Origin of the sequence: Massilia sp. METH4 (assembly GCF_037094685.1) — a bacterium.
Lineage (GTDB): Bacteria > Pseudomonadota > Gammaproteobacteria > Burkholderiales > Burkholderiaceae_D > Rugamonas.
Map to the genome: position 1 here is coordinate 3,113,595 of NZ_CP146614.1, position 22,256 is coordinate 3,135,850.

General features: G+C 60.0%; 14 protein-coding genes. 13 read left to right on the plus strand and 1 reads right to left on the minus strand.

The features are described from left to right. Positions 1–513: 513 nt before the first annotated feature. The 12 genes from V6Z91_RS13745 to V6Z91_RS13800 all read left to right on the plus strand — a co-directional run bounded on the left by V6Z91_RS13745 (position 514) and on the right by V6Z91_RS13800 (position 17,140). Positions 514–7,833: an Ig-like domain-containing protein gene (locus V6Z91_RS13745; RefSeq protein WP_338771176.1), complete on the plus strand. Its 7,320-nt coding sequence runs from the start codon at positions 514–516 to the stop codon at positions 7,831–7,833. 28 nt (positions 7,834–7,861) lie between these two features. Next, positions 7,862–8,164 carry a DUF5076 domain-containing protein gene (locus tag V6Z91_RS13750; protein WP_338771178.1) on the plus strand — a complete coding sequence of 101 codons (303 nt, stop codon included), beginning with the start codon at positions 7,862–7,864 and terminating at the stop codon, positions 8,162–8,164. Positions 8,165–8,346: 182 nt separating this feature from the next. Then, positions 8,347–8,859, plus strand: coding sequence for a hypothetical protein (locus V6Z91_RS13755; RefSeq protein WP_338771180.1), 513 nt, complete (start codon positions 8,347–8,349; stop codon positions 8,857–8,859). Next, complete coding sequence (locus tag V6Z91_RS13760) at positions 8,846–9,343, plus strand: hypothetical protein (RefSeq protein WP_338771182.1); 498 nt, start codon at positions 8,846–8,848, stop codon at positions 9,341–9,343. Before V6Z91_RS13755 ends, V6Z91_RS13760 begins: the two co-directional genes overlap by 14 nt. 47 nt (positions 9,344–9,390) lie before the next feature. Further along, positions 9,391–11,658 carry a cohesin domain-containing protein gene (locus tag V6Z91_RS13765; RefSeq protein ID WP_338771837.1) on the plus strand — a complete coding sequence of 756 codons (2,268 nt, stop codon included), beginning with the start codon at positions 9,391–9,393 and terminating at the stop codon, positions 11,656–11,658. Further along, positions 11,659–12,132, plus strand: coding sequence for a type II secretion system protein (locus tag V6Z91_RS13770; RefSeq protein ID WP_338771185.1), 474 nt, complete (start codon positions 11,659–11,661; stop codon positions 12,130–12,132). After that, the gene (locus tag V6Z91_RS13775; RefSeq protein ID WP_338771186.1) at positions 12,126–12,503 is read left to right on the plus strand and encodes a prepilin-type N-terminal cleavage/methylation domain-containing protein; all 378 of its coding nucleotides are present in this window, start codon (positions 12,126–12,128) and stop codon (positions 12,501–12,503) included. The genes V6Z91_RS13770 and V6Z91_RS13775 overlap by 7 nt, the downstream gene beginning before the upstream one ends. After that, positions 12,478–12,966 carry a type II secretion system protein gene (locus tag V6Z91_RS13780; protein ID WP_338771189.1) on the plus strand — a complete coding sequence of 163 codons (489 nt, stop codon included), beginning with the start codon at positions 12,478–12,480 and terminating at the stop codon, positions 12,964–12,966. The genes V6Z91_RS13775 and V6Z91_RS13780 overlap by 26 nt, the downstream gene beginning before the upstream one ends. Next, entirely contained in the window at positions 12,963–14,174 is a 1,212-nt protein-coding gene (locus V6Z91_RS13785) for a type II secretion system F family protein (protein ID WP_338771191.1), read from the plus strand. Before V6Z91_RS13780 ends, V6Z91_RS13785 begins: the two co-directional genes overlap by 4 nt. Next, positions 14,171–15,832: a GspE/PulE family protein gene (locus tag V6Z91_RS13790; protein ID WP_338771193.1), complete on the plus strand. Its 1,662-nt coding sequence runs from the start codon at positions 14,171–14,173 to the stop codon at positions 15,830–15,832. The genes V6Z91_RS13785 and V6Z91_RS13790 overlap by 4 nt, the downstream gene beginning before the upstream one ends. After that, positions 15,825–16,622, plus strand: a complete 798-nt coding sequence (locus V6Z91_RS13795) for a hypothetical protein (RefSeq protein WP_338771195.1) — start codon at positions 15,825–15,827, stop codon at positions 16,620–16,622. The genes V6Z91_RS13790 and V6Z91_RS13795 overlap by 8 nt, the downstream gene beginning before the upstream one ends. Continuing rightward, the gene (locus V6Z91_RS13800) at positions 16,613–17,140 is read left to right on the plus strand and encodes a hypothetical protein (protein WP_338771196.1); all 528 of its coding nucleotides are present in this window, start codon (positions 16,613–16,615) and stop codon (positions 17,138–17,140) included. Before V6Z91_RS13795 ends, V6Z91_RS13800 begins: the two co-directional genes overlap by 10 nt. A gap of 130 nt (positions 17,141–17,270) precedes the next feature. Here the strand turns inward: V6Z91_RS13800 and V6Z91_RS13805 are convergent, their stop codons facing one another. After that, on the minus strand, positions 17,271–20,180 hold the full coding sequence (locus V6Z91_RS13805) for a TonB-dependent receptor (protein WP_338771198.1): 2,910 nt from the start codon (positions 20,178–20,180) through the stop codon (positions 17,271–17,273). Positions 20,181–21,098: 918 nt separating this feature from the next. On the opposite strand from V6Z91_RS13805, the gene aroG reads away from it, so the two are divergent. Further along, positions 21,099–22,157: a 3-deoxy-7-phosphoheptulonate synthase AroG gene (gene aroG / locus V6Z91_RS13810; RefSeq protein WP_338771200.1), complete on the plus strand. Its 1,059-nt coding sequence runs from the start codon at positions 21,099–21,101 to the stop codon at positions 22,155–22,157. Positions 22,158–22,256 lie beyond the last annotated feature (99 nt).

The following is a 22,256-nucleotide window of genomic DNA, read 5'->3' on the forward strand; positions in this document are numbered from 1 at the left end:
TGGCTGCTGTGCGGTTGTTCCATGGTTCAGGGCTCCTATACAAACAGTTGACGGTTCTTTTTGCTCTGCATCGTATGAATTGATGCTTGCAACCTGACTTTGCCACGGAATGTTTGCTCTGCTACAGGAAGTACGCGAACCGAGGCGAGTTTTCAGGACTTTTCAACATGAAATTCTCAAAAAAGCAACACTCCGGGATAAATACCCAGCATGTGACAATCGGAGAGTATTACGGCAGAGGTCGTACTGTAGAGTTGAACGATTAATCACATCAAAATCCTCGGGGGGAGTATGGCCGGTCAGCATTCGCGCTTGTGGACGCATTTGACGTCACTCGTGATGCAGTTGGCGTTGCTTTGTGCGTTGTATGCGCCATTTGTCCCAATAGCGCATGCGGGATGTATCAGCGGGCAATGCCAAGCTCCGGCAATTAATCCCATGACCCCTTCGGGTGGCAACTCCTATGTTGAAGGAGCCGCTATCGCAGTCTCAGGTGTGGCGCGCGGGAATGTGGTGACCAACTCGATCGGCGATGCTTATTCGTTCTACGTCGAGAAGGTCGAGATATACGTGGACGGTAATTTGGTCGGCACTGCTGCCCTTGGTCCTCGAACCGCGGACGAATATGACATCCCGATCAGGGACTTCTCTTATACGATTACAGGCTTGAGCGTTGGATTCCATTCGATTGGTGCAAGGGCATTCGACAATGGGTCCAACATCGGCGCGGCAGCCGGTTCTACCCGAACTGTATGGATTGAAGTGGTGGCTAACGACGCGCCGGTAGTCCAGGTAAGTGCTTCGGCAACGAAGGCGTCGGCGCCTGGAACGATCACAATGAGTGCGACGGCAACCGACAGCGTTGGCGGAATGGATTCTGTCGAATTTCTCGCCAATGGCACGCCGCTGACAAGTTATCGCATTTACGGGAACTATACCTACACCTGGACAAATGTTCCGGCAGGGACGTATTCGATTACCGCTCGGGCGTACGATATCCATGGAAAGACAGGTACGTCGACACCGGTTTCAGTAACGATCAGCCCGCCTGCCAACTCTCCGCCGTCGGTAACACTCGCCCCCAGCAGCCCGGACACAGTCGCGCCAGGCGGCGTCACGATCACTGCCAATGCTTCGGATGTGGATGGAAGCATCTCCTCAGTTCGTATTCTAAGGGATGGAGCACAGGTCGGAACTTCGACTTCCGTGCCCTATACCTATAACGCGACCGGTCTCGCGGCAGGAACATACCGATTTACCGCTGTCGCTAGGGATAATGCCGGCGCAGAGGCCACTTCCGCCCCCTACACATTGACCGTCACGGCGCCGACGAACGCATCGCCAACGGTTACTCTCTCGACCAGTGGCGCCACTACGACGGCGCCCGGCAAGATCACGTTGTCCGCTACCGCGTCCGACTCGGATGGGACCATTGCCCGAGTACGCTATTACCGGAATGGCGTGGAGTTGGCGGCCTTGACGACGGCCCCGTATACCTATGCCTGGACTAACGTAGCGGCAGGCACCTACTCGATCCAGGCGGTGGCTGAAGACAATCTCGGTGCCACCGGCTATTCCTCCACATACAATTTCGTTGTGACTGCGGCGACAGCCAACACCGCTCCAACGGTAACGCTGCAGTCTCCGGCTAGTGGCACGGTAATCGATTCGCCATTACCGACCACTCTATCGATGAGCGCATCCGCATCGGATAGCGACGGCACCATCAAGAATCTGCAGTTCTTCGTCAACGGTACAGCTGTCAGCACCCTGACCGCGCCGCCATACTCCGCAAGCTTCAACGTGACCGCTGCTGGCACCTACACGATTCAGGTGAAGGCGACGGACGATGACAATGCCGTTGGTTCTTCGGCTACTGCCACCGTCACTGTTTTGCCGAGTACTCCTGCAGCTGGCCCACTGGTGGGAACGGAAAAGGGATACCCGGGAACTATCGACGGACAAGCAAACGTTTCGGTGCTCGGTCGCGCTGAATTCAATATCCCCTTGGTTCTCCCTCCAGGCGTTGCCAATTTCGCACCGAAACTTAGTCTGAACTACGACAGCAGCGATGGAAACGGTCCGCTTGGCGTCGGATGGACCCTTGCTGGACTTAGCAGCATTACCCGTTGCACCCGTGATATCGCACATGATGGCGCCAACGCCGCTATCGACATGTCTGCGAACGATAAGTTCTGCCTCGATGGTCAGCGGTTGATCCTAGTGAACGGTACGTATGGGGCAAGCGGTTCCGAGTATAGGATCGAACAGGATAACTATTCTAAAATCACGGCCATGGGCAGCGTTAACGGTGGCCCAGAGTATTTCATAGCGTATCTTCGCGATGGAACGAAGATTGAGTTCGGGAACCTCATTGGCGGAAGAATGATTCTCACCGGACACTCGTCCGCTATGGCATGGTTTGCAAGCCGCTCAACGGATCCACGCGGGAACTCTTATTCCGTCAAATATTTGGCAACGCCCTCCGGAGTGCCGCTTGTTTCGCAAATAAGCTACACGGGTAATGCTTCAAACGGGTCGGCAGAAACAAATACGGTCGTGTTTATTTATGACACTTCCCGTACTGATGCCGAGGTATCGTACCTGTCCGGGGGGCAGGCCAAGGTCAGCAATCGACTTGCCCGGATTCTGATCGCCTCCGATTTGGCAGGTGCCGGCACCTTCACAAATGTTAAGTATTACAACTTCGGGTATCAATATAGCCAAAGTACATCCAGAAGCAGACTGGTCTCGATCAGCGAATGCGATGGCGAGACAACGTCGGCATGCAAGCCCGCGACGACTTTAACTTGGGAAAGCACCTCTGGGACCAAGGGCGGACGCATCAATTATCCGGGGTTCACCGAGCAATTTGGTGCGCTGGATGCGAATCTGGAAGACAAGATCCGTTCTCACTGGGTCGATCTTAATGGCGACGGCGTTCCAGAGCATTGCGTACAGATTGGACGGATGGGCGCGGGCGAGGAATATATGACTTCCAGACTCTATTGCGGGATGACCCAGCCGAACGGTGCCGCGCCGGTCGCACTTAACTTGGGTAATTTCGACGCGCCTTCTGTGGAACTTGAGTTCCTTGACTTCAACGGCGACGGCCTCACTGATATTTGCCAGGGGAACTCCTGCTCCATCACTGGACCGACCAAGCCAAGAGAGTCGTTTGTCAGCGCGCCAGGACCATACGCAGCAGGAGATATTCAGTTCTTCCAGGATGTCAACGGTGACGGCCGCGTCGACTTTTGCGCCATGCGCAACGGAGGAGTGAGTTCCAACCCGTATCGAATGACTTGCTTCCTGTATTCGGGCACCGCTTGGGGAGCCGCACAGGATCTTGGCGTGATTCCGGTAGAGACCTGTAGGGGCTCTAGTTGCCAAACACTTCGCTTTGCTTGGGTATCGCTGACCTCGGATAACATCCCATCATTCTGCCGCCTGGATGGCAACGTCATGCGTTGCCGCAAATGGACACCCTCTGGCTTCGGCGCGGAAATGTCGACTGGCCCGATCAATATCGGTGACCGGGATGGCCGTGCATGGACGGACGTAAATGGAGACGGCCTTGATGATTTCTGTCGTGTGATTCCGGACGCACCCATCACGCAGCAGGGCGCTGACCAAGGAAAAGGCAGGACCGAGTGCACGCTGGCTACCGGCACCGGCTTCGGTGCCACTGTCACTTCCGCGACGATGGACATCGGCAGGGGCTCCCTTGCGCCGTTCGATACGTACCGTTCGTGGCTGGACGTGAATGATGACGGAAATGCCGACTTCTGCCGCTCTCTAGTTGCAGGTGGATCCGCATGCGCGCACTCGACTGGTGGCACTTTCTCGGGTGAGACGACATTTGTCTACGCCGACGCCACGCGACTGGTGGATGCTACTGGCGATGGCCGGGTGGATGACTGCACGTGGGGAACCAGCGATAACGCGTCCGATAACTTCTGCGTTGCAAGCCAAGCAATCCCTACCGACGTCGTGCTCAGCATCAAGGATGGCCTTGGCGCCACGTCGACTTTTGAGTATTCGTACCCATTCAACCCGGCGGTTTATATGCGTGGCACGGGTAGCGTATTCCCCGTTGCAGATGTGATGGTGCCAGACCATGTCGTATCAGCGCTCAGGCTGACCGATGGCAACGGCGCGGAACGAAAGCACACTTACAAGTACGAGGCAGCTCGTGTTCATCAGCAGGGCAGGGGCCCGCTCGGCTTCGCTGCGATGACGCGCAACGACGCATCCGGCCTGACGGTGCGCAGCGAGTTCCTGCAAAACTTCCCGTACACGGGTTTGGTCAGCCGCGTCTTGACAAAGAATGGCAGCGTTACCGTCAGCGATATCGCAACGCAGTACAGTGCGACCAGCACGGCGCCGTACAAGATTCATCAGGTCTCGAGTGTCAGCAAAACCTACAACCCTGATGGTTCGTTCCTCAATTGGGTTGAAACGCTGAGCCCCCTCGCGAACATCGATGCGTACGGCAACATCGGCTTGTTGTCCACTATCTGGAAAGACGCAAGTGGTACGGCCGACGGCTACAGCCGCAGCATGGCCGTCGTATATAACAACGACACGACAAACTGGATCCTCGGTCAGCCTTCGACGATCACCTTGACGAGCAAGGCTCCTGGCCGTGCGGACAGCGTGCGTTCCGAAACGAAGACCTATCACACGAGCAACCCTGGTCTTGGTATGGTCAAGCAGCACGTCATCGAGCCCAACAATGGCAACCTTGGCGTGACGGATCTGCGGCTGGTGACGGATTATGTCTACGACGTATTCGGAAATCTGAAAACCAGGACCGTCAGCGGTGCGAATATCGAAACCCGTACCGAAGTGACCTACGACTACGACCTCAGAGGCCGGGGACCGGTTTCGATCACGAACGCACTGGGTCACAAAGAAATTATCAGTTACGACTGGCGCTTTGGATCGCGCAGCAGTCTTACCGACGCGAATACCTTGAAGACGTCGTGGACGTACGATGCGTTCGGCCGCATGCTGACCCAGACCAATCCCGACGGTACCGTGACCACCAGAACATACAATCGCTGCGTATCTTGCGTTCCGTACTCGGCCTATAGCGCAACGCGCCAGACTACGGTCCCGGCAACGGGCATGGTAGTCGAGCCCCCGTCACGCGAGTACTTCGACATACTCGGCCGCTCTGTCATGGTCGTGACCACCAGCCTGTCTGGCAAAGAAGTACTGCACAGGCGCCAATACGACAAACTCGGCAGGCTGCGCGCAGACTATACGCCGTACTTTGCCGGTAGCTCGCCAGCAGGTAGCACGCGATATGACTATGATGTGCTCGACCGAGCTTATCTTGTCACGGCACCCGACAATACGACAGTCAGGACCGATTACGCTGGCCGAAAGGTTACGACGACAAACTACAAGGGTGTGAAGTCTGCGATAACGCGCAATAGCCAAGAGAAGGTAGTGTCGGTCATCGATGCCGAAGGTAGTGCCGATAGCAGCACGACTACTTACGAGTACGACAATTGGGGAAATGAGGTCAAACGAACCGACTACGTTGGCAATATAACTAGCCGTGAGATCGATCTTCGCGGCCGAATGAAGAAGTTGATCGATCCGGATCTGGGTACCTGGACCTATACCGTCGATAACCTCGGCCAGCGAATCACGCAGACGGACGCGAAACTTCAAAAGACTACGTACACCTACGACTTGCTGGGCAGGATGAAGAGACGCCTCGAGCCCGACCAGGATAGCAAGTGGTTCTACGAGACGAACGCCGCCGGCGCGGCCTGCGCGAAATCAGTGGGCAAGCTGTGCGAGAGCACGTCGACGAACGGTTATTTCCGACGCATCGCTTATGACAGCCTGGGGCGCCAGGAACGTATTACTGAGCATATCGACGTAGATTATGCAACGAGCTACACCTACGACGCGGCGGGGCGCTTGGCTACCCGTACTTCGCCGGCAGTATCAGGCTTCGCTTCGCCGTTTGCGATGAAGTACAACTACACCGCTACGGGTCATTTGCAGAGCATTAGCAATAACTCGACGGGCGCAGTCTTGTGGACCAAGACCAGCGAGAATGCGGCCGGATCTACAACTACCGAGAAGTTCGGCAATTCAGTAGTTGGCATGCGTACATACGATCCGCTGATGAATCGTTTGCTCACGCTTCAGTCCGGCACGGGGGCAGCTCCGTTCGCCCTGCAGAATCACGTCTACCAATATGATGCTCTCGGTCGGTTGGAGGTAAAGGAAGAGCGGCAGAGTGGCGTCAATACGATCGACACCTTCAGTTACGACACGCTCGATCGCCTGAAGACGGCAACCGTGAAGAACTCGGCCGGCGTGACGGTATCCACTTCCACGACGTATAACGCGATCGGCAATATAGTCACGCGCACAGGGCTCGGTACTTATACCTACCCCACGGCAGGTGCAAAGCGGCCCCACGCCGTCACGCGCATCAGTGGGACGGTTGATGGCGTGACCGCCCCCAGCTATCTCTATGACGACAATGGCAACCTGAGTTCTGGTGGGCAGTTCACGGTGACGTGGATGAGCTTCAACATGCCGTCGGCTATTACCAAGGCTACGCCGTCCCTACCTTCAGGTAAAAGCACGTCGACGTTCTTATATGGAGCCGATCACCAGCGCGTTAAGCAAACGTGGACCGATACGACAAGATCGGTAACGACGTTCTACGTGAACGGCGGTGAGTTCGAAAAGGAAATCGACACCCAGACAGGACTGACACAGTACAAGCATTACCTGCAGGCGGACGGGCGCCAGGTGGCTGTCCAAACCCGCTTGAGCAATGGGACCGAAAACGTTCGGTATATTCACCCAGATCGTCTTGGTTCGACGAACGTCGTCACGGACGCGTCTGGCGCTGCAATGGAACGCATGGCCTTCGATGCCTGGGGGGATCGTCGCAACGCAACCACGGCTGCGGCCGATCCGACAAACCTGATCCAGCCGGCTAGCACTGATCGGGGCTTCACTGGTCACGAAAGCCTGGATCTCGGAAATATGGGGCTGGTGCACATGAATGCACGGGTGTATCACCCAGCACTCGGCCGCTTCTTGAGCCCTGATACGATCGTTCCAGATCGGTTCAATACGCAGGACCTTAATCGTTACAGCTACGTTGGCAATGGGCCGACCAATGCTGTGGATCCCAGCGGTCACATACAGCAAGTCATTATTTCGGCGCCAAAGCCGCCACCACCGGTCTCTACCCCGCTCGGATTGACCGTGCTGATGGGGCCGGAGGCCGGCTATGCAATGCAGCAAATGGTTGTGCCGCGGAATACGGGTCTCAACGCGCCGCTCGAGACGCTCGTGAGATCGTGGAACGAGAAGAAGATGGGGCAACGCATCCGAGCGGCTGCAACAAACGCGGTAAAATGGTACAACGAGCAGATGACCAAAAATAGTTTGGTCTGGAAGGCGGTTCAGTTGATGGCCGCCGCGGCTGCAGACAGTGGAGGAGATACAGCAGACGCTGCTAGTGACGCGGGCACACCAGGTACACAGGAATCCGATAAAGGATGCATCTATTGCGTACCAGGTGAAAAAACAAGCTCCGGAAAGGATTACATTGGCTCCACCGATAACCTTGATCAACGAAAGCGTGATAAGACAGATGGACGCGATCGAGAGGGGGCGCGGATCGTTGGGGAATACGATAAAGGAAATCGTGATGAGCGCCGAAACAAGGAGCAGCAAGCGATTAATGATCATGGCGGTGTCAGAAATCTCGACAATCGTCGAAATGAAGTCCGTGAGACCAAATGGGGTGAACGAGGAATTACGCCGCCTGGTCTCTAACAACCTTAATTAAGCAGGAAGGTTTACTATGAATGAACGTCCGATTCCACCCGCTGCACTAAGGGATGAAAATTCTGTGGAAATGCTGCGTGTGTGGATTGCAGAGCGCAAACTACATTGTTCAATGAAAGTTGGGATGTATCAGGATGGAATGGGTATCCCCGAGACAGAGGCTTGGGGAACAATCTTGGCCGATGTCGCGCGGCATTTGGCGAACGCGCTTAATGAGAAATATGGTGCGAGCACGGAAGAGTCTATCCAGAAGATCAAGGACAGCCTGCTAGACGAGTTGGCGAAACCAACTTCGAAGAGTGATGGCGGTTTTGCCTGAGGCAAGTTCGGTATTTCTTCAATGAGATGAGTTGATTGCGTCTCAAGAATGAGACGGGGCGTGACATTGGCAGGCTGTCGTTGAAGGCGTAGGGAGCTGTCAGAAGATGGCTCTTGAGTCTCAGCAATGAATACTCTGGCGTAGCCGTATGAATGATTTTCCCCGTTCTCTCTCGACTACTAATGTCAAGCACTAATACTACTAACTATAAATTCTTGCCTGCAGGCCTTTTTTTTATTGGCTTGAGCATCATGCTTGTTTGCGTGCTAAAAATGGGTAAGTTGGAAAAAGAATTAGACCTGCTCGGGAATGTACGGTCCCGGATCTCGGAAATACGCGTTTATTCTATCGACGAGACTACTCATCAGTCTATGCGAGACAGACATGATGCTAGTGCGACAAGGCTCAATTACAGCTTATTTAGAGCCGGCACCGAAGCGAATGTTGATTTTCAAGAGGTATCATTTTCTCCTTCTGCTGAAGGAGATAAGGAATCGCACCGCGGCCTTTTGATGAATGTACGCTTGAAAGGAAACTATAAAGCAATTAAAGACTTCTACGCAGGGCTATTGAAGGGAAATCACCAGTTGGCCCTAAATTCGCTATCGATTCGTCGCAGTGCGGGGAGTGATGCCGTTCTTGATTCGGAAGCACAGCTGACTTTCTACTACACCCCCGACAATGACTCGTACTAAAGCGTGGCTGCCTTGGGCAGTGCTGCTTGCCGTTGCTTCAATCTTTTTGCTTAAGAGTAGCGGAGATTCAGCAACTAAATCTGAGGAGGCGGCGACGCTGACCAAAGTTGTAGTGCATTCAGCAGCGATTTCGAAGAACAAGGCCGGCACTCATCAACGAGAACCGTTCGCGAAAACCGGCGTAGACCCATTCAAGATTGTTGATTTAACGTCATCACCCACACCCGAGCCACCTCCGCCATCCCCAGCCGAAACGCCCGCCCCAGTCGCGGCAGTCTTCCCCTTCCGCTACTTCGGCCGCATGGCCGGCCCAGACGGAAAGCTCATCACGTACCTCACGCGCGACGACACGCTGGTCCCGATCACCCAAGGCATGGAACTGGACGGCGGTTTCAAGGTCGAGTCGATCGGCGACACGGAAATCGTGGTCAACTATGTCCCGCTGGATACGCGCACCGTCATCGATACCCGGGCGGCGGAATAAGCAGCAATGAGTAAGCGGTAAATCGAGGGAGCCAGTCTTTGCGTTACATGAAAGAATGCCGTCGCGCCGTCGCGGCACTATTGCTGCCAGTCGTGCTGGCCGGCTGCGGCGCGCAAGCGATCCGGGAGGATGCGCAGGTAGCATTCCGCGCCGGCGAATACGAGCAGGCGCTGAAGCTTTACAGGGAAGGGCTGGCGCGCTATCCCGAAAACGTCACCTTGAAATCCGGGCTTGTCAGTGCGGAAGACGCCGCTGTCTCGCGTCTGCTGACCGAGGCCAATGCCGCGCGCACCGCCGGGGATTCCCGTGGGGCGGAAGAGCGGGCGCGGCGGGCGCTGCAAATCAAGCCGAACGCCGAGCGGGCCCGCGCGATATTGCTGGACATCGAGCGGGACGCCCGGCAGCGCGTGGCGCTGTCCCGCGCGCGCGAGCTGATTGGTAACGGCTTCGTCGAGCGCGCGTCGATCGTCATCGAGAACGCCTTGAAGGATGAGCCGCGCAACGCGGAATTGCTTGCGCTTCAGCGCCGGCTGGAACTGGACGCCAAGCAGGCTGAAGCGGAAGCGGTCCAGCTTTCGGAGACGAGGCCGATCTCCCTCGACTTCAGGAACGCCAACCTGCGCACGGTGCTGGAAGTCATCACGCGCAATTGCGGTGTGAACTTCGTCATCGACAAGGATGTCCGCTCCGATATCCAGACCACCGTGTTTCTCCAGCAGAGCCGCCTGCCCGACGTGCTTGAATTGCTGACGTCCACGAACCAGCTTGGATACAAGGTCATCGACGCCACGACCGTCATGATCTATCCGCGTACTCCGGATAAGCTGAAGGAGTACCAAGACCTGGTGGTGCGCGCCTTCTACCTGACCAATGCCGACGTAAAGCAGACGGCGAGCCTTCTAAAATCGATGCTGAAGGTGCGCGAGCCGTTCGTCGACGAGAAGCTGAACATGGTCATGATCAGGGAAAGCGCGCAGACGGTGCGGCTGGCCGAACGCATGATCGCCTTGCACGACCTGCCCGAATCGGAAGTGCTGATGGAAGTGGAAGTGCTCGAGGTGAAGCGCTCCAGCCTGACGGAGCTCGGCATCAAATATCCGGACGGCTTCACGCTGACGCCGATTCCGCCGACGGGCAGCAAAGGCTTCACGCTCGGTAACGTGGGCAGTTTGAACAGCAATTCGATCGGTATCGGCTTGCCGGACGTGACCTTGAACCTGCACCGCGATGTCGGCGACGTCAACATCCTTGCCAACCCCAGGATTCGCGCCCGCAACAGGGAAAAGGCGAAGATCATGATTGGCGATAAGCTGCCGGTCATCACAACCACGGGCAATGCCACGAACAGCGGGTTTATCTCGGAATCCGTCCAGTACGTGGACGTGGGCCTGAAGCTCGATGTCGAACCGAATATTCACCTGGACGACGAGGTGGCGATCAAGGTGGCGCTCGAAGTCAGTTCGCTGGTTCGGGAAATCAAGACCGCCAGCGGTTCGCTGGTGTATCAGATTGGCACACGCAGCGCGAACACGGTACTGCGTCTGCGAGACGGGGAAACGCAGCTTCTCGCCGGCTTGATCAGCAATGAGGAGCGCATGAGTGCGAACCGCGTCCCTGGCTTGGGCGACTTGCCGATGGTAGGGCGTCTGTTCGCTTCCCAGCGCGACGACGGCCAGCGCACGGAGATCGTACTGTCCGTCACGCCACGGATCGTGCGTAATGTGCGCCGTCCAGACTTGAACCAGACGGAGCTCTGGTCGGGAACGGAAAACGAGGTCCGCAGCCGACCGCTGGCCGCGGTGGCACCGCGCAAGCAGGAGACGGCGGCGTCCACGGCACCGCCGGTCACGCCTGCGGCTGGTATCGAACCCTCGGTCGAGGCGAGTCCCGCCGCGGCAAGCGCGGGCGCGGGCCCCGTGAACCTGTCGCTCAACGGGCCGGCCGAGGTCGCGGTCGGCGCGACATTCGAGGTGCAGGTGGCGATCGACTCGCAGCTGCAGGTGCGCGGCATGCCGCTTCAGTTGCGCTTTCCCGCGCAGCTGCTGCAAGTTGAAGAAGCCGAAGCCGGAGACTTCTTCGCACAGAACGGCGGCTTGAGCCAGACGAAAACGCTCGACCAGCAGCAGGGCCTCGCAGCGATCGCAGTGATGCGTAACAGCGCGGACGGCGTGGCGGGCGGCGGCGCCGTCGCCCGGTTCCGGTTCAAGGCCCTTGCACCCGGCGAGGCCCACGTCAGCCTCGATTCCGCGAAGGTCGACGGCGCCGAGCTCCCCTCGCTGCCGTTGCCGCAACCCTTGACCGTAAAGGTGAGATAAGTGCGGCGCGCGCCAGCCGGCGGTTACACGCTTGTCGAGATGCTCGTGGTCATGGCGCTGCTGGGCATTCTCGCGGCCGCCGCCATGCCGCTCGTCGAGCTGAGCGCAAAGCGTGGCAAGGAGCGCGAGCTGAAGGCCGCGCTCTGGGAAATCCGCCAGGCCATCGACGGATACAAGAACGCCCACGATCGGGGCTTGATCGGAACCGTCACGCCAAGCGGTTATCCGCCCGCTCTTGCGGTGCTGGTCGATGGTGTCGAGAACACCGGCAAGCCGGGCGCCGGCCGTATCTATTTCCTGCGCAGGGTGCCGCGCGATCCGTTCGCGCCGCAGGATGTCGCGGCGGAGCGGAGCTGGGGCTTGCGCAGCTATGCATCGCCGCCCGACAGGCCGCAGCCGGGGGCGGATGTCTATGACGTGCACTCCACTTCGAGCGAGGTCGGCATGAATGGCGTGCCGTACAGCCAATGGTAAGGCAGACGCGTGGATTCACGCTGATCGAACTGCTGGTCGTGATGGCGCTGATCGGCCTGTTGCTGTCGCTGACGGTGCCGCGCTACTTCGGCCACGTCGACAAGGCGAAGGAAACGGTGCTTCGGCAAGACCTGCTGCAGATGCGCGATGCCGTCGACAAGTATTTCGGCGACCATGACCGGTACCCGGAATCGCTGCAAGAGCTTGCCGAGCGCCGCTACCTGCGCCGCGTTCCCGTCGACCCCATCACTGACAAGGACGATACCTGGGTCGTGGTGCCACCCGCCCGCAAGGAGATGGGCAAGGTATTCGACGTGCGCAGCGGCGCCCCCGGGAAGGGGCGGGATGGGACCGACTATGCCAGCTGGTAATGCCCGTTCGGGCGGCTTCACCTATGTGATGGTGCTGGCGGCGTTGGCCATCTTCGGTATCGGCCTGGCCGCGTTGGGAGAAACTTGGAGCAGCGTGTCGCGGCGCGATCGCGAACGGGAGTTGCTGCTCGTCGGTGATGCCTATGCGCGCGCGATCGAGCAATACTACCTGCGCTCGCCCGGCGCCGAGCGCAAGTATCCGGCCAAGCTGGACGAGCTGGTGGACGACCGGCGCTTCGTCGAGGCGACGCGGCACCTGCGACAGCTGTACCGGGACCCGGTGACGCGGCAGGCCTTCGCCACCGTGCAGGCCCCTGATGGCGGCATCATGGGGGTGTACAGCAAAAGTGAACTGGAGCCGCTGCGAAAGGCTGCCCAAGTGCTGCCCGGTGGCGCCACGGTTGCCGGCCAGCGATACATGGACTGGAAATTCATATACGTCCCGCGGAAGGAAACGCCATGACAGCGAACGAACGCCTGCACTTTACCGTGCGGACCTTCGATGCGGCATCGGGCACGGTCACGACCGTCGCGGCGGAAGGCGAACATGCCGATGCGGTGCGTGCCGCGCTGGAAGCGCAGGGGAACGTCGTGCTCGACGTCCTTCCCGTGCGCGCGCGCTGGACGGGGCTGCGTGCGCGCAGGCAGACAATCGATGCCGTGCTGTTCTGCGACGAGCTGCGCACCCTGCTGGTATCCGGCATGTCGCTCGTGGAGGCGATCGAAACATTGCACGACAAGGAGGGACCCGGCTACAAGCGCGCGGTATTGGGCGACTTGCGAGGTTTGCTGGCCGAAGGAAAGGCCTTGTCGTCCGCCTTGCAGCTGTGCCGGCATCCATTCTCGCCCCTGCTCGTGGCATCGATCCGGGCCAGTGAGCGCAGCAGCGGCCTGGAGGCGGCACTGGATGAGTACATCGCCTATGAGCGGGTCACGCGGGACCTGAACCGCAAGCTCGTGACCGCGGCGATCTATCCCGTGCTGGTGATTGCATTCGGCATGCTCGTGTGTCTCTTCATGCTGGCGTACGTGGTCCCGCGCTTCGCCCGCGTGTACGAGGATTTTTCCGATTCGATCAGCCTATCGACCCAGCTCTTGATCGGTGTCGCACGGTTCTTCGATGCTCACCTGGGCGCCGTGGCGCTCGGTCTGGCCGTGGGGGCGGCGCTGCTGGTGCGCGGCTACCTGCGCGGTTCCTTGCAGACCAGGGTGCTGGGACTATTGATCAGGGTGCGCATCATCCGGCATCATGTCCGGCTGTACCAGCTGGCCCGCCTGTATCAGACGATGGCGATGCTGTTGCGAGGCGGCTTCACGCTGAACGATGCGATGCCGCTGGCCCAGAATCTCGCCCTCGATGATGCGTTACGCGCGCAGATGGACCGGGCGCGTACCAGGCTGGCCGAGGGGCAGCGCCTCAGCAAGGCGTTCGACGATTGCGGCCTGACCGACACGGTGACGCTGCGCTTGCTGCAAGTGGGCGAACGGTCTGGCAACCTGTCCCACGTGCTGGGCATGATCGCGCAAACGTATCGCAACGATTTCACATTGTTTATCGAACGGGCGACCCGGGTCGCGGAACCGGTGATCCTGATGCTGGTCGGCTTGCTGATCGGCGCGCTGATCATCCTGATGTACATGCCCGTATTCGATTTGGCTGGAGGCTTATGACGATCGATTTGAGTGAACTGCTGCGCAAGGCAAGGCGGGAAGGGGGCCAGGAGTCGCTGGCCAGGCAGGTTGCGCTCGCCGCGGGTTGCTCCGTCGATTCCCTGGCAGGCATCGCCGAAGCGCAGCTAGGTGTTCCATTCATGACCTTGGGAGCTCTGGAAGAGGCAACCACCGATTTCTCCCTGCTTGGCTTCACCGATTGCAGCACCCGCGGGGTGCTGCCGCTGCGGATCGACGGAAGACCATGCTTCGCCGCCGCCGATCCGTGGAATGACCGGCTGCTCGGCTGGCTCGGTGACCGTATCGGAGCTTACCCTACGGTTGCCTGGGCCGACCGCGAAGCCATTCTCGCTGTGCTCGACGGTGCGCAGCGCCGCGTCAAGGCATCCACCGACCTGCGGTCGGGAGGCGCCCAGGAGGGGCAGGGCTCGCATGCGATCACGAACGTGATCAGCATCGAAACGATCGAGCGCAGCGCCAGCAGCGTGGTGCGCTTCGTCGATGCGGCCATCTATGACGCCTGGCGCTCCGGCGCGAGCGACATCCACTTCGAATGCGACCGGCAGGGCGTGCACGTCAAGTTGCGGCTCGACGGTGTGCTGGTGCCGACTGTCGAACTGGCGGACCGTGTGCGTGCCGAGGAAGTCATTTCGCGCATCAAGGTGCTCGCCCAGCTCGATATCGCGGAACGCCGTGTTCCGCAGGATGGCCGCTTCCGCGTGACGCTGGGCGACCGCGAGCTGGACTTCCGCGTCTCGATCATGCCGAGCATCTTTGGCGAAGACGCCGTAGTCAGGCTGCTCGACAAGGGGCAGTTGCGCGGCAATGCCGAAGAGATTTCGCTGGTCAGCCTCGGCATCGATGTCGACGCGCGTGAGCGCATCAGGAAACTCGCCCGCCGGCCCCATGGCATGTTGCTCGTTACAGGCCCGACTGGCAGCGGCAAGACCACCACGCTGTATGCCGCGCTCGCGGAAATCCGCTCGGTGCAGGAAAAGATCATCACTATCGAAGACCCCGTCGAGTACGAGCTGCCTGGCGTGCTGCAAATTCCCGTCAATGAGAAGAAGGGCCTGACGTTCTCGCAGGGCTTGCGCTCGATACTGCGCCATGATCCGGACAAGATTTTAGTTGGCGAGATCCGCGACAGTGAAACCGCGGAGATTGCCGTGCAGGCGGCATTGACGGGGCATCTCGTGTTCACGACCGTGCACGCCAACAGCGTCTACGACGTGATCAGCCGCTTCGCGCACATGCAGCTGGACATGTACAGCCTGATGGCCGCGCTGAACGGCGTCGTGGCGCAGCGGCTCATCCGACGCAACTGCGCGGCATGCAGCGCCCCGGCCGATATCAGCGAGGCGTTGCGCGAGCGGCTCGCCGCGGCGGGATTGACGGAAACGGTGGCCACACCGGCGCAAGGCACGGGTTGCGACCAATGCCGGGGTACCGGCTACAAGGGCCGGCACGCGATCGCCGAGGTCCTGCCGTTCGACGACGCGTTGCGCGCGATGGCACTGCGCCGGGCGGACGTGCGCGAGATCAAGGCCCACGCCCACTCCCTCGGCGTCACGCCGCTTGCGGTGCGCGCGCTCGAACTGGTGGCGGCGGGTACCACTACGCTGGAGGAAATCGACCGGGTGATCGCACATGAATGAATCCTTGCATCTTTACCTGTCGGGAACCGAGGCAATGCTTCGCGTTCGCTCGGGCGCTCCGTTGCGGCACGAGACAGTCGACCTGGCAGCCTGGGATTGGCTGCCCGGCAGCGGCAGCTTGCAGGCACCGTGCGCGGTACCCCGCGGGCGCTGGCGCGCGGCGCCTCTTCATGTCTATGCCGGAGCCGGCTTGTGCCGGTTCGGCGTCTTCGACTTGCCGGACGGCGTGAAGGCAGCGGACATCGACGCGGTCGGCCGCGCGAAGCTGGCGCACGAGCTTGGCCTCGACGCGGCCCGCTGGCGATTTACCTGCGACCATGACCGCCGCCGCGGAAAGCTGGTGGCCGCTGCCGTGAGGGCCGACGCCGTCGCTGCGGCAGAAGCTTTTGCGCTTGCCAACAAACTGCAGCTGGTGTCGGTGCGCCCGTTCGGCGCGGTGCTGGCGAATTTGACGGAGAAGGCACTCGCGGGCACTGGGCAGCGAACCCTACTCGCAATCGAAAGGGACGCATTGAACTGTTTCACGTTTGAGGGCGGTGAGATCGTGGCTGCCGCATCCTTGCCGCACGATGGACAGCCGGGAGCCTTGCAGCGCGCAGTGCAGCGTCTTACCCTGAATCAGGACAGTGCCGCCGCGGGTGAGCTGCTAATCCTCGCGTATCGCGCGGTTCCATGGATCCTGGATGGCCTGATGGACCGCTTGCTGGCACCTGGCGATTATCTGCGGCACGCGCGTCATGCCGACTTTCGCGACCTGATGTTTGACAAGGAGAGCGCGGCGTGCGGCTGACACTGGAATTCGTGCCGCAACGACCGTCGCGGTGGCGATGGGTGCCCGGCATTGTCACGTCGCTGGCCGCCTTGGTGCTGTTCGCCCAGTATACGGTCGAGCGCGAAGCGCTGGACTCGAAGATTGCGGCCCTGGCCGAGGAAGAAAAACGCGTCCTGCGCTTGCAGCAGGAACAGGAAGCTGCCGACCGCGAAACACCCGAGCAAGCGGCCGAGCGTGCAAGACTGCAGGCTATCTCGGACACACTGGCTTATCCATGGCATCGCGTCTTTGCCACGCTGGAGGGCGCGGATATGCCGGGTGTTGCCCTGCTGTCCTTCAGCTATGCCCAATCGGGAGAAGTCGGCGAGGTCGTGGTTGAATCGGCCGATGCGCAGTCGATCGTCGATTACGTGTCTGCGCTCAATGGCAAGGAAAACGAGCGGCCGGAATGGTACCTTGCGTCGCTGCAGCCGCAACGGCAGGGCAGCGCACCAACGACGAAGGCGATCATCCGACGCTTTGCCCCGGCACGCTGATACTCGTCTATGTGGAATATACCTCTAAGGGGAGTCGCTGGCTTGCCGGTGCCCTGCCGGGTGCGCCGAGGGCCGGCGACATCACAACAAAAATGGGCCCGGAGGCCCATTTTTGTTGCAGGGATGTCGCTTAGAACGTGTAGCGCATGCCCACCTGGAAGTAACGGCCCAGCGCGCCGGCGTAGTCCAGCGGGTTGTAGCCAGCCGCGCCGTAGGTCAGCGGATCCAGCGGCGGTTCCTTGTCGAACACGTTCTGGATCGTGGCGAACAGTTCGGCCTTGTTCGTGAAGCGGTAGCGGGCGGTCAGGTCCAGCGTCGTGAACGAGCTGATCTTGCAACCACGCGGTGCGTCGGAATGATCGGCAAAGGCGAATGCGCACTCGCCGGCATCCTTGTACTCCGTGTTGTCGAACTTGCCGCGATGGTTCACCACGCCAGAAAGGCGCAGTGGACCGCGGTCCCACGTCAGGCCGAGGTTGATGCGATCATCCGGCGTGCCGATGCAATTCGTCACGTCGCAGTTGCCATGGGTGCCGGCGAAGTCGACGGTGGCTCCTTCCGCATCGGTGCGCTCGAACTTGAACAGGTGCGTCCACTTGATATCGGCCGTCAGCGAACCAGCGTCGCCCATCTGGAACGTCGTCCGTGCATCCAGGTCGACACCGTTGACCTTGGTCGACGCGGAGTTGATGTAGTTGGTCAGCACGGCCAGGATCTGGCCTGGATCGTTCGGCGACACTGCGGAACCTGGGTCACGCACCACATTGCCCGCAGCAATCGCCGCTTCGGTCGTTTCCTGGTTGATCTCGTTCTTGCGCTTGATCTGCCAGGCGTCGAGCGAGATGCTGGTGCGGGGCAGCGGATCCCACACGAAGCCCAGCGAGTAGCTCTTCGACCGTTCCGGTGACAGGTTGGGGTTTGGCGACGTAATCACGGCCACTGAAGTGGACGAGCACGCAACCTCGACACCCAGGGCGCAACGGACCGGATCGTCCGACGTGGAGTAAGCCGCCAAGCCGCCGCGACCGTTCTCGGCGGCGCTCGGTGCGCGGAAACCGCGGGCGAACGTGCCGCGCAGGGCGAAGCTGCGCACCGGCGTCCACTTGAAGCCCGCCTTCGGCGTGTACGAGTTGCCTACGTCGTTGAAGTGGTCGTAGCGCAGCGCGGCGGACAATTCCAACGTGCGGTGCACGGGTGCCAGCATTTCGGCATACAGCGCCGCCGAGTTGCGCTGACCTTCATAGGCCGAGTAGCCCAGGCCGATGATGTTGCCGCGTTCGGTGCCTTGCGTCGGTTCCAGTTCGGTTTCATCGTGGCGGAATTCCGCGCCCACGGCCAGGCCCAGCGCGCCACCCGGCAATTGGCCTAATTCGCGCGAAGCCTTGAAGTCGGCCACGGCGATGCTGGTGGTGGCGTCGTTGGAAATCGTTGGCGACAGGGCGTCGTACAGTGCTTGCGAGTTCAACGGCGCGTTTTCGCCGATGCGCCAGTAAGTCCCGGCTGGCAGGGCGGCATAAGCGGCGCTGCCGGCCCGCGCGGCCGCAACGTTGGCTGCAGTCGGGTTCAGCAGGGCGAAGGCCACGTCGCGTTGCAGGTAGCCGTTCTGGTCGCGTTTCGTCTTGCTCTGCGAGAACAGCACGGCGGTATCGATGTCCCAGCCTGCCGCCTGGCCCTTCAGGCCGGCCACTGCGCGTACGAAGTTCGTTTCGATAGCGCTGGTGCGTGGACCCACGTCCCATGCCAGGTAACGCACCCGCGCGGCAGCGTTGTACGGATTGTCGGGGTGCGTGGCGCCCAGCGACACCGTTGCATTGTTGACCGGGCCGCCGGGATAGCCCACGCTGGCGCTGACGCCCGATGGGGTCGTCCATGATTCCGAATCGCTGTGGTAGCCGTTCAGCTCGACGTAAGCCTGCCAGTCGTTGTTCAGCTGGAAGGTGCCGCGTCCGAACAGGTTCAGCGTTTCCTGGCGCGGCTGGATCTGGTTGTACTGCTGGGTGGCGTCCGTCAGGCAGCCGCCCAACGGGTCGCCTTGCGGATAGTTCGTCAGGTTCGCGCAGCGTGCGCCAGGGAAGGTACGTGCGAAGCGATTGTTCGGATCGGTGCTGTCGCGGCTCCAGTAACGGCCGACTGTCGATGGGATGGGTTCGCCTGTTGCCGGATCGAGCGTGGGCGGCGTCGGATCGAGAACGTTACCGATGATCGAGCTGCCGGCCTGTCCAGCATTGACGATCGCACCCGTTCCACCGAGTAATTCCTGTGCCGAGAAACCGAAGTCGCGCAGGTCGCCACGGCCGACGGCGCCACGGCCGGCACGGTCGCGGTTCCAGATTTCGCGCTTCTTGCCGTATTCGGCCGAGAACAGGAAGTTGTAGCGGTCCGTTTCCAGGTCGCCCACGCCGTGCGTGACGGACAGGCGGGTATCGCCGCCGTCGCTCTCGTTCGACAGGCCCTGCGACACGCGCACGCTGGTGCCCACGTAATCCTTGCGCAGGATGACGTTGACCACGCCGGCGATGGCGTCCGAACCGTAGATCGCGGACGCACCATCCTTCAGGATCTCGACGCGCTCGACGGCTTCGGCGGGAATGATGTTCAGGTCGGCGAACACTTTCTGGCCATCGTCGGCCAAGCCGTACGGCGCGATGCGGCGGCCGTTCAGCAGCACCAGCGTCGAAGCGGCGCCAAGGCCGCGCAGCGAGATGCCGGAAGCGCCGGAAGCGAACCCGTTGCCGAACGTGGTCGGCACGGAACCCTGGTTGTCGACCGCCAGCGTCTGCAGCAGTTCGGCCACGGTGGTCTTGCCGGACTTTTCAATATCGGCGCGGTTCACGGTTTGCACCGGGGAAGCCGTTTCGGCTTGCGCGCGACGGATGTTCGAACCGGTAATTTCGACGCGCTGGATGGGTTGCGCGCCGGTCTGGGGAGTCGTGGTGGTGGTTTGCGCGTGGGCCGACAGCACCGTCATCAAGAGCGGTGCCGCGATGGGGAAGGCCCGTCGCAGTACGCCCGGAACAGCGCGTATTTTCATTGGTTTCATCGTTATATCTCCGGAAAAGGTGTCCAATGTTTTCGTGAGAGAGGAAAGTTATATAGGAGTTAAAGAATTTGCGAAACTGTAATGTCTCATGTGCGCAACAAGGCACGCCCTTTAGTGCCAGGGAGATATATCCGTCTTGGAATTGGCGATACTCTTGGGAAAATGATGGATATATTCGAGCTTAGGCGTGCTCGATGGTGAATTGGAAGAGGATGGAATTACTATGTAAGAAGTTGGTAGATCTTGGTTATCTTGAGCGTATGCCTTGGCGATCGGTGTAACTCTGCCGTTCGCGCCTTCCAATCTGCCTTTCGGCAGGGTGGGTACACATTTGAGGTATATTGCCATTTCTTGAGGGTAATCTCGGCTCCGCCTGTTGAGATAAAGAGAAACGCCGGGAAGAATACTTAAATTCTGCTTAAATAATGATACTTAGGCGCTGTAGCGTTGCGAAAGCGCTGCATCGTTGATACTTAGCGGCAATATTCGTCTCTTCATCGCAGGTGTCATCTTTAAACCGGTATCGCGACGATTTCACCATTCCGGACGTGACCGGTAGGCCTGCCGCGACACACATCGCAATGTTTCGAACCGTTCCATCCCGGCTGCGGCCCGCTGGGCAAGGAGGGCGTGCAGCCACGCCAGCTCCCAAACAATGTCTTGCCAAACCTCAGATCTTGTTGATATAGTGAACTCAACACATAGGGATTGGTTCCATGCACCGCTTCGTTTTCTTTACCGGCTTTTTTTACTTTTGGCTCCCTGCCTCCAGGCGGTTGAGTACAGGCCGGTGCACGTAAGCGAAAGCAACAGCGAACGAGTCCAGCAGATACAAAAAGACCGCCAGTGATGGCGGTTTTTTTTTACCTGCACTTTTGCCAAGACATTGTCCAAGCCGCATTTTTCCAGGAGAGCACCATGCAACGCACCGACGACCTGCGCATCCGCGAGATGAAGGAACTGACGCCCCCCTCGCACCTGATCCGCGAATTCCCCTGCACCGAAGCTGCTTCCGCCACGGCGTCCGAGGCGCGCGTGGCGCTGCATCGCATCCTGCACGGCCAGGACGACCGTCTGATGGTCGTGATCGGCCCTTGCTCGATCCACGATCCGAAGGCGGCGATGGAGTATGCGCGGCGCCTCATCAAGGTGCGCGAGCGCCTGAGCGCGGACCTGGAAATCGTGATGCGCGTGTACTTCGAGAAGCCGCGCACCACGGTGGGCTGGAAGGGCATGATCAACGACCCGTACATGGACAACAGCTTCCGCATCAACGACGGCCTGCGCATGGCGCGCGAACTGCTGCGCGACATCAACGAACTGGGCCTGCCGGCCGGCACCGAATTCCTCGATGTGATCAGCCCGCAGTACATCGCCGACCTGATCGCCTGGGGCGCGATCGGCGCCCGCACCACGGAATCGCAGGTGCACCGCGAGCTGGCTTCCGGCCTGTCGTGCCCGGTGGGCTTCAAGAACGGTACCGACGGCAACACCAAGATCGCCGTGGAGGCCATCAAGGCCGCTTCGCAGCCGCACCACTTCCTCTCCGTGACCAAGGGCGGCCACTCAGCGATCGTGTCCACCAGCGGCAATGAGGATTGCCACATCATCCTGCGCGGCGGCAAGACGCCGAACTACGACGCCGCCAGCGTCGAGGAAGCCGCCAAGGCGATCGCCGGCCACGGCCTGGCCGCCCGGCTGATGATCGACGCCTCGCACGCGAACAGTTCGAAGAAACCGGAAAACCAGGTGCCCGTCTGCGCCGACATCGCCGGCCAGGTCGCCGGCGGCGACACGCGCATCGTCGGCGTGATGGTCGAATCCCACCTCGTCGCCGGCCGCCAGGACCTGGTGCCGGGCAAGGAACTGACCTACGGCCAATCGGTCACCGACGGCTGCATCGACTGGGAAACGAGCGAAAAAGTGCTGGAACAACTCGCCGACGCCGTGCGCCAGCGCCGCCTGAAGGGCGAATAAACAACATAAACTTTGGGGACAGTCCCCGAATTTTTACAACAGCGGGTGTTGTAAAAAATCGGGGACAGTCCCCGTACCAGATACGCAACAAAAAAAGCG